The sequence below is a fragment of the Nitratireductor mangrovi genome, from assembly GCF_007922615.2.
GTDB lineage: Bacteria > Pseudomonadota > Alphaproteobacteria > Rhizobiales > Rhizobiaceae > Mangrovimarina > Mangrovimarina mangrovi.
Map to the genome: position 1 here is coordinate 4,137,529 of NZ_CP042301.2, position 13,122 is coordinate 4,150,650.

General features: G+C 64.6%; 16 protein-coding genes. 7 read left to right on the forward strand and 9 right to left on the reverse strand.

Translation table 11 applies throughout. The annotated features are described in order from the left end of the window. Positions 1-159: 159 nt before the first annotated feature. Positions 160-1,443: a polyhydroxyalkanoate depolymerase gene (locus FQ775_RS20320; protein ID WP_146300801.1), complete on the forward strand. Its 1,284-nt coding sequence runs from the start codon at positions 160-162 to the stop codon at positions 1,441-1,443. A 121-nt stretch (positions 1,444-1,564) separates the two neighbouring features. Here the strand turns inward: FQ775_RS20320 and rpsU are convergent, their stop codons facing one another. Then, on the reverse strand, positions 1,565-1,846 hold the full coding sequence (gene rpsU, locus FQ775_RS20325) for a 30S ribosomal protein S21 (protein WP_146300802.1): 282 nt from the start codon (positions 1,844-1,846) through the stop codon (positions 1,565-1,567). 325 nt (positions 1,847-2,171) lie between these two features. After that, positions 2,172-2,906: an endonuclease III gene (gene nth / locus FQ775_RS20330; RefSeq protein ID WP_146300803.1), complete on the reverse strand. Its 735-nt coding sequence runs from the start codon at positions 2,904-2,906 to the stop codon at positions 2,172-2,174. A 21-nt stretch (positions 2,907-2,927) separates the two neighbouring features. Here nth and FQ775_RS20335 point away from each other — a divergent pair, with 21 nt between their 5' ends. From FQ775_RS20335 to FQ775_RS20350, 4 genes are all read left to right on the forward strand, one after another. Beyond that, positions 2,928-3,413: a DUF2244 domain-containing protein gene (locus FQ775_RS20335; protein WP_146300804.1), complete on the forward strand. Its 486-nt coding sequence runs from the start codon at positions 2,928-2,930 to the stop codon at positions 3,411-3,413. 82 nt (positions 3,414-3,495) lie between these two features. Next, positions 3,496-4,389 (forward strand): methylated-DNA--[protein]-cysteine S-methyltransferase, encoded by an 894-nt coding sequence (locus FQ775_RS20340; protein ID WP_146300805.1) that lies wholly within the window; start codon positions 3,496-3,498, stop codon positions 4,387-4,389. A 100-nt stretch (positions 4,390-4,489) separates the two neighbouring features. Further along, the gene (locus tag FQ775_RS20345) at positions 4,490-5,383 is read left to right on the forward strand and encodes a ribokinase (protein ID WP_146300806.1); all 894 of its coding nucleotides are present in this window, start codon (positions 4,490-4,492) and stop codon (positions 5,381-5,383) included. Positions 5,384-5,406: 23 nt separating this feature from the next. Beyond that, positions 5,407-6,024 carry a LysE family translocator gene (locus tag FQ775_RS20350; protein ID WP_146300807.1) on the forward strand — a complete coding sequence of 206 codons (618 nt, stop codon included), beginning with the start codon at positions 5,407-5,409 and terminating at the stop codon, positions 6,022-6,024. Positions 6,025-6,031: 7 nt separating this feature from the next. Here FQ775_RS20350 and FQ775_RS20355 read toward each other — a convergent pair whose 3' ends face one another. Then, positions 6,032-6,973, reverse strand: a complete 942-nt coding sequence (locus FQ775_RS20355) for a nucleoside hydrolase (RefSeq protein WP_146300808.1) — start codon at positions 6,971-6,973, stop codon at positions 6,032-6,034. Positions 6,974-7,089: 116 nt separating this feature from the next. Here FQ775_RS20355 and FQ775_RS20360 point away from each other — a divergent pair, with 116 nt between their 5' ends. Together FQ775_RS20360 and FQ775_RS20365 are read left to right on the forward strand one after the other, a co-directional pair. Continuing rightward, the gene (locus tag FQ775_RS20360; protein WP_146300809.1) at positions 7,090-7,515 is read left to right on the forward strand and encodes an Hsp20 family protein; all 426 of its coding nucleotides are present in this window, start codon (positions 7,090-7,092) and stop codon (positions 7,513-7,515) included. A gap of 60 nt (positions 7,516-7,575) precedes the next feature. After that, the gene (locus FQ775_RS20365) at positions 7,576-7,827 is read left to right on the forward strand and encodes a BQ00720 family protein (protein WP_146300810.1); all 252 of its coding nucleotides are present in this window, start codon (positions 7,576-7,578) and stop codon (positions 7,825-7,827) included. Positions 7,828-7,858: 31 nt separating this feature from the next. Here FQ775_RS20365 and ptsN read toward each other — a convergent pair whose 3' ends face one another. From ptsN to lptC, 6 genes are all read right to left on the reverse strand, one after another. Next, on the reverse strand, positions 7,859-8,323 hold the full coding sequence (gene ptsN, locus FQ775_RS20370) for a PTS IIA-like nitrogen regulatory protein PtsN (protein WP_146300811.1): 465 nt from the start codon (positions 8,321-8,323) through the stop codon (positions 7,859-7,861). Between the two features lie 74 nt (positions 8,324-8,397). Beyond that, complete coding sequence (gene hpf / locus FQ775_RS20375; RefSeq protein WP_146300812.1) at positions 8,398-8,979, reverse strand: ribosome hibernation-promoting factor, HPF/YfiA family; 582 nt, start codon at positions 8,977-8,979, stop codon at positions 8,398-8,400. 249 nt (positions 8,980-9,228) lie between these two features. Then, positions 9,229-10,755, reverse strand: a complete 1,527-nt coding sequence (gene rpoN / locus FQ775_RS20380) for an RNA polymerase factor sigma-54 (protein WP_146300813.1) — start codon at positions 10,753-10,755, stop codon at positions 9,229-9,231. A gap of 162 nt (positions 10,756-10,917) precedes the next feature. Further along, a complete protein-coding gene (lptB, locus tag FQ775_RS20385) occupies positions 10,918-11,631 on the reverse strand; it encodes an LPS export ABC transporter ATP-binding protein (protein WP_246730399.1) in 714 nt (237 codons plus the stop codon). A gap of 104 nt (positions 11,632-11,735) precedes the next feature. Beyond that, on the reverse strand, positions 11,736-12,302 hold the full coding sequence (locus FQ775_RS20390) for an LptA/OstA family protein (RefSeq protein ID WP_146300815.1): 567 nt from the start codon (positions 12,300-12,302) through the stop codon (positions 11,736-11,738). 1 nt (position 12,303) lies between these two features. Continuing rightward, positions 12,304-12,999 (reverse strand): LPS export ABC transporter periplasmic protein LptC, encoded by a 696-nt coding sequence (gene lptC, locus FQ775_RS20395; protein WP_167813072.1) that lies wholly within the window; start codon positions 12,997-12,999, stop codon positions 12,304-12,306. Positions 13,000-13,122 lie beyond the last annotated feature (123 nt).

A 13,122-nucleotide genomic window follows, 5' to 3' on the forward strand; every position in this document is an offset into this window, starting at 1 on the left:
CGTGATCTTTCGCGGCTGGTGCGCGAAGCGCACGATCTGTGCGCGGCAGTCCTTCTCTATTGCATTGCAGCAAAAGGCTGATACCGTCATCGTTCATAACTAATTAACGCCGCCGGCGCGATTCTGGTCGGCCATCGAAACGGAAGGCGGGTCATTTCGATGTTTTACCAGTTCTACGAATGGAACCATGCCGCGATCCAGCCCTTCAGGGCGGTCGCGGACGCAACGCGGCTTTTTTATACCAACCCGCTCAATCCGCTGTCGCACACATCGTTGGGGCGCTCCACGGCGGCCTTCGCGGAGATGTTCGAGCGGACGACGCGCCGGTACGGCAAGCCGGAGTTCGGCATCGAGAAGACTGTCGTCGACTGGAAGGAGGTGCCGGTCACAGAGCGCATCGCCTGGTCGCGGCCTTTCTGCGACCTGATCCACTTCGAGCGCGCAGTCCCGAGCGGGCATCGGCCGGATCCGAAGCTGTTGATTGTCGCGCCGATGTCCGGCCACTATGCGACCCTGTTGCGCGGCACGGTCGAGGCGATGCTGCCGCATGCCGAGGTCTACATTACCGACTGGGCCGACGCGCGCATGGTGCCGCTCGCGGAAGGCCATTTCGATCTCGACGACTATATCGACTACGTCATCGACATGCTGCATGCGCTGGGGCCCGACACCCACCTGATGGCGGTCTGTCAGCCTTCGGTGCCGGTCCTGGCGGCGGCCGCGGTCATGGAGGCGCGAGGCGACCGCTTCGCGCCATCCACCATGACGCTGATGGGCGGCCCCATCGACACCCGCATCAACCCGACCGCCGTCAATCAGCTTGCCGAGGAAAAGGACCTTTCCTGGTTCCGCGACAACGCGATCATGCAGGTGCCCTGGCCCAACCCCGGCTTTGCCCGCGACGTCTATCCGGGGTTCCTGCAACTCTCCGGCTTCATGAGCATGAACCTCGACCGGCACATCATCGCCCACAAGGACTTCTTCATGCATCTGGTGAAGAACGATGGCGATTCGGCCGACAAGCATCGCGACTTCTACGACGAATATCTCGCCGTCATGGACCTTACCGCGGAGTTCTACCTGCAGACCGTCGATACGGTGTTCATCCGCCATGCGTTGCCCAAGGGCGAGATGACGCATCGCGGCGAGCCGGTCGATCCGTCGGCGATCCGTTCGGTGGCGCTGATGACCGTCGAAGGCGAAAACGACGACATTTCCGGCCTTGGCCAGACCAAGGCGGCGCAGACGCTGTGTTCCAACATCCCCGACGACATGCGTGTGCACTACATGCAACCGGCCGTCGGCCACTATGGCGTCTTCAACGGTTCGCGCTTCCGCTCCGAGATCGTGCCCCGCATCGTCGACTTCATGACCAGCTACGGTCGTGAAAACCGCATGCCCGTGCGTCCTCGCCTCGTCAAGAGCGCCGGCGCCAACGGCTGATATTTTTGGCGCTCTATCCGGCAAGAAAAAAGCCGCGCCCGTAGCGCGGCTTTCGAAGGGTGTAGGAAGGCTACCCGGCTATGTCCCCTGATAGAGGGCGTCGCCGGGTGTCCGTGAAGCCTCAGCTCTGGCTCGACGCGGCCTGCGGGCGGGCGGCAGCACCGGGCCGGGCCGGCCGCGGCTTGCGCTTCGGCCCCGGAATCAGCCCTTCGCGCTGCGCCAGCTTGCGCGCGGCCTTGCGCGACCGGCGCACGGCCTCGGCCTTTTCGCGGGCGCGCCTCTGCGACGGCTTCTCATAGGAGCGGCGGGACTTCATCTCGCGAAAGACGCCCTCGCGCTGCATCTTCTTCTTCAGCACCTTGAGTGCCTGTTCGACATTGTTGTCTCTGACGAGTACCTGCAATGTTCTTCCTTTTCTGCGCGGCGTGCGCCGCTGTTGCGGGTGGCCTTGCGGCCGTTCCGGCCCGCGTCTCGAATTGGCTCGACACGGAACGATGTTCTTGCCCGGATGAGGCGCGATGACGCGCCTGCTGCCAACTGGCGACCGGCAGCCGATGCTGCCGCGAGTACGCCGGGCAAATCAGGATGTGGGCACGATGTAGTCGATCCGGGCACAAAGTGCAAGGAAGGTGACACCTTGTCGGGCGATGGCATCATGCATGGCGCATGCGCGCTGGGGAACCCGCATGCCGGCGACAAGCACTTGATCCGACGCCGATTTCGGCCACTCAGACGGGTTCCAACGGGGCGGGAATGGCCGACGTCCTTTCCGCCGCCTGGCACAGATCGGCGATCACGCAGCGTTCGCAGTCCGGCTTGCGTGCCTTGCAGACATAACGTCCGTGCAGGATCAGCCAATGATGCGCATGGCGCATATATTCGGCCGGAACGATCGCCAGGAGGCCGCGCTCGACCTCCTCAGGCGTCTTGCCCGGCGCCAGGCCGAGCCGGTTGCCGATCCTGAGAATGTGGGTGTCGACCGCCATGGTCGGCTGCCCGAAGGCCATGTTGAGCACCACATTGGCGGTCTTGCGGCCGACGCCCGGAAGTGTGGTGAGAAGGTCGCGTTCGTCCGGCACCTCGCCGCCATGATCGCGGATCAGCGCTTCAGACAGCGCGATCACGTTCTTCGCCTTGTTGCGCCACAGACCGATGGTGCGAATGTATTCGCCCACCTTCGCCTCGCCGAGTGCCAGCATCTTTTCGGGCGTATCGGCGACGGCGAACAGCGCCCGCGTCGCCTTGTTGACGCCGACGTCGGTCGCCTGCGCGGAAAGCACGACTGCGACCAGCAACGTGAAGGCGTTGACATGCTCGAGTTCGCCCTTCGGCTGCGGTCGCTGTACCGAAAACCGCCGGAAGATCTCGCGCACCTCGTCCGCGGTGTAGCGTGAGCGCACCCGTTTGGCTGTCCTGCGGCCCGCCGACCGTCCTGCGGCATTTTTGGTCTTTGGCTTTCGCATCCCGCCTCTATAATCGCTCCCATGGCTGAAACCTATGCCGCCGACGAGCCGATCTTCAAGGCGCTGCTCACGCCGCACCGGTCGCTGGGCCGCACCGGCTTCCTGGTGCTGATGGGTGTGCTGGCGGTCGGCTGGGGCGCCGTCGGCCTGTTTTTCCTGTCGATCGGCGCCTGGCCGGTGTTCGGCTTCTTCGGTCTCGACCTTCTGGCGGTCTACATCGCCTTCCGGCTCAACTACCGCGCTGCGCGCGCCCGCGAGGAAGTCTCGGTTTCGCGCACCCTTGTCGATATCCGCAAGACCGCGCCCTCGGGGCGCACCGAGGAGCACCTTTTCAATCCTTTCTGGGCGCGCTTCTCGGTCGCCCGGCATGAAGAGATCGGCATTACCGGCATGGCCGTGGAAGGCCAGGGAAGGCGTGTACCGCTTGGCGGCTTTCTCAATCCCGAAGACCGCGAGAGCTTTGCCTCCGCCTTCGGCCGGGCGCTGGCGACAGCCAGGGCTGGTTAGGTCGAATCTCGCGCATATCGGCAAGTTTCGGGTGGAGAAAGGACGCTCGCGGCGCGATATTCGCGGTCAAGGAGATCTGATCATGAACGCTCACACCGCGGTCCTCAAGAAGGACATCACCCCACCCTCCGGCCACCCCGATTTCGGCGATTACGAGATCGTCCGCCGTGTCATCGAGAAGATCAGCCTCGACTACCGCGACCAGCCCTCGCTCGAAGCGCTTGCAGCCGAGGTTGGCGAGACGCCGACCGGGCTGCAGAAACTCTTTACGCGCTGGGCGGGGCTCTCGCCCAAGGGTTTCCTTCAGGCGGTCACCCTTGATCATGCCCGGCGGCTGCTCGACGACGGCACGCCGCTTCTGGAAACCGCGCTCGAGCTAGGGATGTCCGGACCTGGCCGGCTGCATGACCTTTTCGTCACGCACGAGGCGATGTCGCCCGGGGACTACAAGACCCGGGGCGCCGGTCTCGTGATGCGTTATGGCTACCACGTCTCGCCCTTCGGTATTGCGCTTGTCATGGTGACCGACCGCGGTCTGGCCGGTCTCGCCTTTTGCGATCCCGGCGGCGAGCGTGCCGCCTTCGACGACATGGCTGGCCGCTGGCCGAATGCCGACTATGTCGAGGATATCGCCGCGACCGCACCTTATGCGGCCCGCATTTTCGATCCGGAACGCTGGCGCCGCGACGAGCCGCTGAAGGTCGTGCTGATCGGCACCGACTTCCAGGTTCGGGTGTGGGAAGCGCTGCTGCGCATTCCGATGGGCCGCGCCAGGCCCTATTCGGCGATCGCCGAGGAGATCGGCAAGCCGGCGGCGAGCCGCGCCGTGGGCGCGGCGGTCGGAGCCAATCCGCTCTCCTTCGTGGTGCCGTGCCACCGTGCGCTCGGCAAGTCCGGTGCGCTCACCGGCTATCATTGGGGGCTGACGCGCAAGCGCGCCATCCTTGGCTGGGAGGCGGGCCAGACCGCCGCCTGAACCTATCGGCACTCAGGCCGTGGCAGTTGCGGCCGGCCGCCTATTCCAATCGATGCCGAAAATCGTCTAGCCTCCCGACAGCGTTCGCGGGAGGCCTTGCGTGGTCGTTGTCATTGGTTCCGTCAATCTCGATCTTATCGCCACCGTCGGCCGGCTGCCCGGCCCGGGCGAGACCGTCGCCGGTGACGCCTTTTCCACCGCGCCGGGCGGCAAGGGTGCCAACCAGGCATTGGCGGCGGCGCGTGCCGGCGCCAGTGTTCGCATAATCGGCGCCGTCGGCATGGACGCCTTCGCCAAGGAGGCGCTGGCCCTGCTGAAGGCAGGGGGCGTCGACCTCTCGGGCATAGGCGAATCGCATGCGGCCACGGGCACCGCGCTTATCCTGGTTGCCGAGGACGGGGAAAACATGATCGCCGTCGTGCCGGGGGCCAATGATTCGGTGCTGCCGGGGGACGTGGACAAGGCGCGGCTGCAAAAGCGGGATGTGCTTCTCTTGCAGAACGAGATCCCGCTGAAGACCGTCCGCGCGGCACTTGAGGCTGCTCGCAGCGCTGGCGCGACGTCCATCCTCAACACCGCGCCCTATGCGGACGACATCGCCGATCTCCTGGCGCTTGCCGACATGGTCGTCGCCAACGAGACCGAGTTCGACCTTTGCGCCGGTAGGTTGGCGTTACCCGGTTCCGACCGGGAGGCGCGGATGAAGGCCTTCGTTGCCCAGACCGGCCGCACGATTGTCGTCACGCTTGGGGCTGCGGGCGTTGTTGCCGCGACGCCGGAGACCTTCCTGCGTGTGCCGTCGCCGGCCATTGAGCCGGTCGACACGGTCGGCGCCGGCGATACCTTCTGTGGCTATCTTGGCGCATCGCTCGAGGCTGGCGAAACGCTCGAAGCGGCGTTGCGCCGCGCCGCCGCTGCCGGCGCGCTCGCCTGCCTCAGGCCGGGGGCCCAGCCGGCCATTCCCAGGGCGAAGGAAGTTGCCGATCGGCTGTGACCGGCGGCGTAAGGGAGGAAGAGATGTCAATCGAAATCTATACCGCCTATGTGTTGGTTTGCCTGGTGGCAACGGTGATTCCGGGGCCGACCAACATGCTGATCGTCGCCAACGGCATCCGCCATGGCGTGCGTGCCGGGCTGATGAACGTTGCCGGCACACTGCTTTCGTTGACCGTCATGATCGCCATCGCCGGTATCGGACTCACGTCGCTGATAGAGCTTGCCGGCCATTGGTTCAGCTGGGTGAAGCTTGCTGGCGCCGCCTATCTGTGTTGGCTCGGCTGGAAGATGTTCCGCTCCGCCGGAGCCGCGTCCAACGATCCAGCCAGCCTCGCGGCCCCGCGCCGCGGCTTCTTCATGCAAGGTTTTCTCGTCTCGATGGGCAATCCCAAGCAGCTTCTGTTCTTCGGTGCGCTTTTGCCGCAATTCGTTGACCCAGCCGCCAATCACATTGCTCAAATCGCGATCCTTGGCGCCACCGCACTCCTGTTCTCGGCCATCTCCGACGGCAGTTATGCGCTCGCCTCCGGCAATTTCGGCAAGCGGTTGACGCCGCGGCGCATGCGCCAGATTGCCCGCATCGGCGGTTCGTTACTGATCGGCGGCGGTCTCTGGGTCGCGCTTTCGCGGGCGCGGTGAAGTTTGGTCAGAGTCGTCCGAGCCGCTCGGTGAGCAGTGCGTAGAAGGCATCGGAATCGATGTCGCGGATCACCATGGCATTTTTCTGCCTTTCGGTGACGCCCCACCAGTCGACCACCGTCATGCCCATCGTCAGTTCCGAGCTTATCTCGATCTCGACATTGCACATGCGGCCGGAAAACAGTTCCGGCTTGACCAGATAGGCGATCACGCAGGGGTCGTGCAGCGGCCCGCCATCGGAACCGTATTTCTCGATGTCGAAACGTTCGGCGAATTCAAGCATCTGCGCCGTCGCCAGCCCGACCGGGGTGCCGAGCGCGCGGATCGCTCCGACGCGCGCCTTGCTGGTGCGCGGCTTGTGGGTGACGTCGAGCGGCATCATCACGATCGGCACGCCGGCGCGGTAGACGATGTCGGCGGCATGCGGATCGACGTGGATGTTGAACTCGGCCGCCGGTGTGACATTGCCGCCTTCCGAATAGCCGCCGCCCATCAGCACGATCTCGCGAATGCGCGCAGCGATCCGCGGCTCGCGGTTCAGGGCCAATGCGATATTGGTAAGCGGGCCGAGCGGACAGAGCGTGACGCTGCGCTCCGGCTCCGCCATCAGGGTTTCGACGATGTAGTCGACGGCATGTCTTTCCTGCAGCGGCATCGCTGGCTCCGGCAGCACCGGCCCGTCAAGCCCGGTCTTGCCGTGGACGTGCTCGGCGGTCACCAGATGCCTGACCAGCGGTCGGATCGCGCCGGCGAACACGGGTATGTCAGGGCGGCCGGCAAGTTCGCAGACCTTGCGGGCGTTCTTGGAGGTCAGTTCCAGCGGCACGTTGCCGGCCACCGTGGTGATGCCGATCACCTCCAGTTCCGGGCTTGCCAGCGCCAGCAGGATGGCGATCGCGTCATCCTGGCCGGGGTCCGTGTCGATAATGATCTTGCGGCCGCCGGCCATTCGCATCCCTCCGGTATCCACTTGAAGTCACTGTTGCGGCGGACCATATCAGCAGGGTGCGGGAGAATGCCATCCGGGTTTTTCCGCCATCCACGTCGCTCTTTGAGGACATGTCGATGACGCGAATGACGCCTTTTTCGAATCCGCTGCTGCTCGGGTTCGAAACGATGGAGAAGACCCTGGAAAGGGTTTCCAAGTCCGCGGACGGCTACCCGCCCTACAATATCGAGCGTATCCGCGGCATGAACGGCAGCGACGACCGGTTGCGCATCACGCTGGCCGTGGCCGGGTTCTGCGACGAGGACCTCGAAGTCGCCACCGAAGACAACCAGCTTGTCATCCGTGGCAGGCAGGTAGACGAGGTGGAGCGCGATTTTCTGCACCGCGGCATTGCCGCGAGACAGTTCCAGCGCACCTTCGTCCTCGCCGATGGCATGCGGGTCACCGGCGCCGAGCTCAAGAACGGACTTTTGTCGGTCGACCTCGACCGGCCCGAGCCCGAGCGCCATGTACGGAAAATAAACATCTCGGTGAAAGACTGACGATCGCCGCGATAGCCCTGAACAGGGTCGGCCCGATGGGCGGCCCGGATGGAGGCTGACATGAACGATATCAAGCTGACCATGAGCCAGGACCAGTTCGCCCACCTCGGCGAGGGAGCCGTGGCCTATCTGCGCAAGGTGTCCAGCGATGACTTGCGTGGGCGCTTTCCGAATCTGCCGGAGATAGCGTCGGGCCTGGAACTGTGGGCACTCTTCGCTGCCAACGGCCAGCCGATCATGCTGACTGACGAGCGCGAAAGCGCGCTAGGCGCCGCAATCCAGAACGACCTTACCCCGCTCAGCATCCACTGACGGTTTTCCCAAGCCTCGAACCTTGGAGCGCTCAGGCAGCGTGCGAGGCGGGCTTGGAGGCCAGGAAAGTGTGAATGGCCGCGGCGTCCTTGGTGCCGCGGATCTTCGCCACGGTGTCAGGATCGCGCAACACTCGCGCGATCCGCGACAGCGCTTTCAGATGGTCGGCACCCGCCCCCTCGGGTGCGATGAGCAGAAACACCAGGTCGACCGGCTGGTCGTCCAGGGCCTCGAACTCGACCGGCGTTTCCAGCCGCGCGAAAAGTCCCGTAATAGCTTCCACGCCCGGCAGTTTACCGTGCGGGATCGCGATACCGTTGCCGACACCTGTCGAGCCAAGCCGCTCGCGCTGCAGGATCGTGTCGAAAACCTCGCGCTCCGGGATACCGGTGATCTGGCTCGCCTTCTCGGCCAGCATCTGGAGCAGCTGCTTTTTCGAATTCGCCTTCAAGGCCGGCATCACTGCCGAAACCTCGATCAGATCGCTGAGATCCATTTTTCTGCATTCCTTCCTCTGCTCCCGCGGTGCCGGGCCCTCTAGGGCGGGTGGCGCGGTCGTCAGAAACGGGACTAGGCCGTGCCGGATGTCTCGGACGGGTCTATCCAGCCGATATTGCCGTCTGCGCGGCGGTAAACGATGTTGACGCTGTCGGTGCCGGCGTTGCGGAACACGTAGACCGGACTGTCCTTGGTATCGAGTTCGATGACGGCGGAGGCGACGGTCATGGTCCTCAACTGCAGCGAGGACTCCGCGACTACAGCCGGGGAAAAGTCCTCCGGCACCTCTTCGTCCTCCTCGGCGACCGGCGCCATGACCCGGTAGGCTGCGTCGGTCCAGGCCGCTTCCTGTGGCGCGCCCTGGTGTGACTTCAGCCGCCTCTTGTAGCGGCGCAGCCGCTTTTCGATCCGGTCGGCCGCCGCATCGAACGCGGCCTGCGGATCCTGGGCCCGGCCCTCGGCCTGCAGCGCCATTCCGGTGTCGAGATGGAGCATGCAGTCAGCCGAATAGCGGGATCCCGACTTTTCGACCGTTACCCGGCCCGAAAATCCCCCGTCGAAATATTTGTCCACTGCCTCGGCGATCCTGTCATCGATCTTGGTGCGGAACGCGTCGCCGATTTCCATCTGCTTGCCAGAAATTCGCAGGCCCATCTGAACGCCGACCTTTCCTCTCCAGACCAAACACGATTGCGAGTTTATACCCGTGGCCGCTGCGCACAAGGTTTCGCAGCGTCATCAACGCCAGGGCCTAAGCCATTGTTCCGGAGTGAGCTACCGTCATCATCCTGCCGCGGCGCGAACATGTCGCCGCCGTTCGGGTGGCGGGCTTCTATTCCCTGTCGGGAGCTTTGTCAACGCGAGGATTTTTCCGAACGGAAGATCGCCCGGCGGTGCGCGCGCTCAGCGATCCGCCGCCGCAAGCGCCCGCTTTTCGCGCCGGCGTTGCACCGATGAGGGAATGCTCATGCTTTCCCGGTACTTCGCGACCGTGCGCCGGGCGATGTCGATGCCGGTTGTCCTCAGGATATCCACAATGGCGTCGTCGGAGAGCACTTTCGCCGCCGTTTCCTCGTCGATCATCTCGCGGATGCGGTGGCGCACCGCCTCGGCGGAGTGCGCGTCGCCGCCCTCCGCCGAGGCGATCGCCGAGGTGAAGAAGTAGCGCAGTTCGAACATGCCGCGCGGGGTCATCATGTATTTGTTGGAAGTGACCCGGCTGACCGTCGATTCGTGCATGCCTATCGCGTCGGCGACCGTCTTGAGGTTGAGCGGCCGCATGTGGCGGATGCCGTGGACCAGAAAGGCGTCCTGCTGGCGCACGATCTCGGAGGTGACCTTGAGGATGGTGCGGGCACGCTGGTCGAGACTGCGCGTCAGCCAGTTGGCGTTCTGCAGGCATTCCGACAGGAAGGCCCGGTCGGCATCCGAGCCGGCGTCGGCCGACACGCGGGCGAAATAGGTCTGGTCGACAAGGACGCGCGGCAGCGCGTCTGGATTGAGTTCCACCGCCCAACTGCCGTCGGGCGCCGCCTTGACCACGACGTCGGGCACGATGGTCTCGATCCCGTCGTGCAGGAAGGCCGAACCCGGCTTCGGGTCCAGGGTGCGGATTTCGGCCAACATGTCGATGAGGTCGCCTTCGTCGACGCCGCATAGTTTTCTCAGCGTCGCAAAGTCGCGCCTTGCCAGGAGGTCGAGATGGTCGACGAGCACTCGCATCGCCGGGTCAAGCCGCTGCCGCCGCGCGAGTTGCAATGCAAGGCATTCCGCAAGGTCCCGGGCAAACATCCCCGCTGGGTCCACTGTCTGGCACGCGGCGAGCACGCCCTCGACATCCGCCAGCGGCGCGCCCAGGCGGTCGGCGACGTCGTCGAGCTCGAGTCGAAGGTAACCGCACTCGTCGAGGCCGTCGGCCAGTTCGGCGGCAATCAACCTTTCGCGCATGCCCGAGAAAAGGAAGACGAGCTGTTGGTGGACGTGGTCGCGCAGGGTCGGCGCCGCGGCCACCACATCCTCGAGATCGAACCCATCGGTCATGCCCGCATGGGTGCCCGGGCCGGCGCCCAGGCCGGAGCGCCAACTGGCCATGAGTTCCGGGCCGAGGCGGTCGCCGCCGCCCGGATCGTCGGGAAAGACGTTTTCCAGCGTGCTGTCCAGCCGCCCGGCCAGCCTCTCGGCGCTCGGGTCGAGGTCGGCTTCGAACCATTCCTCGGTCGTGTCGTCGCGGCGCTGGACATCGTCTGCCGGCTCAAGCTCAGGGGCCTCGTCGTCGCCGCGCTCAAGCAGCGGATTGCGCTCGATCTCGTCGTCGATGAAGCGTTCCAGCTCGGCATGGGTGAACTGCAGCAGCCGGATCGACTGCATCAGTTGCGGCGTCATGACCAGCGACTGCGCCTGGCGCAGCTGCAACTTGGCTGTCAGGGCCATCCCGGCTCCGCGTTTGCCCCATCCGGCGGAATTCCGGACGAATTACGTCACATAAGGAAACTGGCCCGCGTCTTGCTTGTCAAGCAAAAGGCGCGCTGACGGTCCTCTCGGGCGCTGAGTTGGTAAACCATTCGCAACGCTTCGGGCCGATCAGGGCCGAAATCACAGCGTGAAGCGTTCGCCGAGGTAAAGCCGCCGCACGTCGGGATTGTTGACGATGTCGCTGGCCCGGCCATGGGTCAGGACCTGCCCGGCGTGCAGGATATAGGCGCGATCGATGAGGCCGAGCGTCTCGCGAACGTTGTGGTCGGTGATCAAGACACCGATGCCGCGCGCCGTCAGGTGGCGCACGAGCTGCTGGATGTCCGAGACCGCGATCGGGTCAACGCCGGCGAAGGGCTCGTCGAGGAGCATGAAATTGGGATTGGAGGCCAGCGCGCGCGCGATCTCCAGCCTGCGCCGCTCACCGCCGGACAACGACAGCGCCGGCGCCTTGCGCAGATGCGGGATGTGAAACTCTTCCAGCAACTCGTCGAGCTTTTCCTCGCGCCGCCGCCGGTTCTTTTCCACCACTTCGAGCACCGCGCGGATGTTGCCTTCCACGGTGAGGCCGCGGAAGATCGAGGCTTCCTGCGGCAGGTAGCCGATGCCGAGCCTTGCGCGTCGGTACATCGGCATCGAGGTGACGTCGAAGCCGTCGATCTCGATCATGCCCTCGTCGACCGGGATGAGACCGGTGACCATGTAGAAGCAGGTGGTCTTGCCGGCCCCGTTGGGTCCCAGCAGGCCGACGGCCTCGCCGGCGCGCAGGCCGATCGATACGCCGCTGACGACCGCGCGGCCGCGATAGCTCTTGGAAAGGCCCCTTGCGATCAGCGTACCCTTGTAGCGTTCCCGGTCCGGTCGGACGCCGGTCGCTGCCGATCCGTCGCCGTCCGACCTGCCGAGAAGCCGCGAGAAGACCGTCAAATGCCCGGCCCTTACTGGCTTTGTGACTTGGGGTTGAGCAGCATCTTCACGCGGCCGGTCGCGTTGGCGCCCTTGTCGCAGCCATCAAGAAGCGCCTGGCCGGTCGCCATGTGGACGGTCAGCTTGCAGCCGACCACCACGTTGCCGCTGTCGGACAGCACCACCTCCTTGCCGGTCATGACCAGTATCTCGGTCTTCATGTCGAAGGTGGCGGCGTCGGCGGTGGCGACCTGTGTCTCGGTCTTGACGTAAACTTTCTGGTCGACTTCCAGACGCTCGATGTTGCCGGCCCCCGCGCCCGCGATCGGCGAGGTGCTCCCATCATCCTGCTTGAGGTAAAAGACCCGCATGCGACCGGACTTGAGCACCGTCGGGCCCTGGACCACGTTGACGTTGCCGGTGAAGATCGCCAGACCCTCCTGGTCGCGCACTTCGAGGCGGTCGCTCTCGATCTGGATCGGCTCGTCGCCCGACAACTTGAGCCCCGTCACGCGCGACGTCTCGCTGGTCTGTGCATAGGCGGGCGCGAGGGAAAGTCCGAACACGATCGCGGTGAGGGCGCTGGAAATCCGGTTCATGTCAGTCACCCGCTGCCGTGCCCGGTTCACCGGACGTCTGCTTTGGCTCGATCGTCACGCGAACGCGCTTTTCGAAAACGAAGACCTTGCCTTTTTCGAGCACCTGGAAACTGTCGGCGGTGATCCGCGAGCCGGTCTGCACAATGTCGACAGGCTTTTCGGTCGAGAGCTCCCCGGCATCGATGTTGATGAAGGCCGATTCAAGATTGGCCGTCATGCCGTCGCTGGTCTTGAACGTAACCGGGCTTGTGATGTCAAGCGTATTGCCGGCCTCGTCAAACTTGCCGGTCGCCGCCCGCACCGTTGCCTCATTGCCGCCGCTGACCGGAAACGTCGCGTCGATCTCCTCCAGTTCGATCAATCCGGACTGCGACAGATCCTGGATCGCGCGTATGGCAGTCATGGTGTAGGGCAGGTTTTCGTCGGTGTAGCCGCTGACCTTCGGGTTTGCCATCACCAGCTTGCCGTCGCGGATCGCCGTCGCCTCGACATCGATGGCAAGCCCCGTCGGAGAAAGCGCGTAGGAATAGGCGAAGAAGCCGGCCGCCAACGCCGCTGCGATGACAGGTAGCGCGAGTTTGACGGCGCGTACCCGCGTTGAATGTCGCTTTGCTTCCAGGAAGGCGGCCTCGTCGCGGCGCGCGGATGCGTTGCCGCCTGCGGCGACGCTGCTCTGTTCCGCGGAAGTCTGCGCCATTGCCATTTGCCCGGTGAATACCCCGCGTGATGCGACCCCCAAGGAAACCCTGTGGGTCGGGATACACGCCCGTCTGTCGAATTCCAGTCCAATATGGTTATTTTTGGATGACAAAGGCGTTCC

What these genes read in the sequence shown, in the direction of transcription:
- FQ775_RS20320 (WP_146300801.1), top strand. Translation starts at nt 160, where the DNA reads ATGTTTTACCAGTTCTACGAATGGAACCATGCCGCGATCCAGCCCTTC.
- nth (WP_146300803.1), bottom strand. Translation starts at nt 2,906, where the DNA reads ATGCGAAAGCCAAAGACCAAAAATGCCGCAGGACGGTCGGCGGGCCGC.
- FQ775_RS20335 (WP_146300804.1), top strand. Translation starts at nt 2,928, where the DNA reads ATGGCTGAAACCTATGCCGCCGACGAGCCGATCTTCAAGGCGCTGCTC.
- FQ775_RS20340 (WP_146300805.1), top strand. Translation starts at nt 3,496, where the DNA reads ATGAACGCTCACACCGCGGTCCTCAAGAAGGACATCACCCCACCCTCC.
- FQ775_RS20350 (WP_146300807.1), top strand. Translation starts at nt 5,407, where the DNA reads ATGTCAATCGAAATCTATACCGCCTATGTGTTGGTTTGCCTGGTGGCA.
- FQ775_RS20355 (WP_146300808.1), bottom strand. Translation starts at nt 6,973, where the DNA reads ATGGCCGGCGGCCGCAAGATCATTATCGACACGGACCCCGGCCAGGAT.
- FQ775_RS20360 (WP_146300809.1), top strand. Translation starts at nt 7,090, where the DNA reads ATGACGCGAATGACGCCTTTTTCGAATCCGCTGCTGCTCGGGTTCGAA.
- FQ775_RS20365 (WP_146300810.1), top strand. Translation starts at nt 7,576, where the DNA reads ATGAACGATATCAAGCTGACCATGAGCCAGGACCAGTTCGCCCACCTC.
- ptsN (WP_146300811.1), bottom strand. Translation starts at nt 8,323, where the DNA reads ATGGATCTCAGCGATCTGATCGAGGTTTCGGCAGTGATGCCGGCCTTG.
- hpf (WP_146300812.1), bottom strand. Translation starts at nt 8,979, where the DNA reads ATGGGCCTGCGAATTTCTGGCAAGCAGATGGAAATCGGCGACGCGTTC.
- rpoN (WP_146300813.1), bottom strand. Translation starts at nt 10,755, where the DNA reads ATGGCCCTGACAGCCAAGTTGCAGCTGCGCCAGGCGCAGTCGCTGGTC.
- FQ775_RS20390 (WP_146300815.1), bottom strand. Translation starts at nt 12,302, where the DNA reads ATGAACCGGATTTCCAGCGCCCTCACCGCGATCGTGTTCGGACTTTCC.
- lptC (WP_167813072.1), bottom strand. Translation starts at nt 12,999, where the DNA reads ATGGCGCAGACTTCCGCGGAACAGAGCAGCGTCGCCGCAGGCGGCAAC.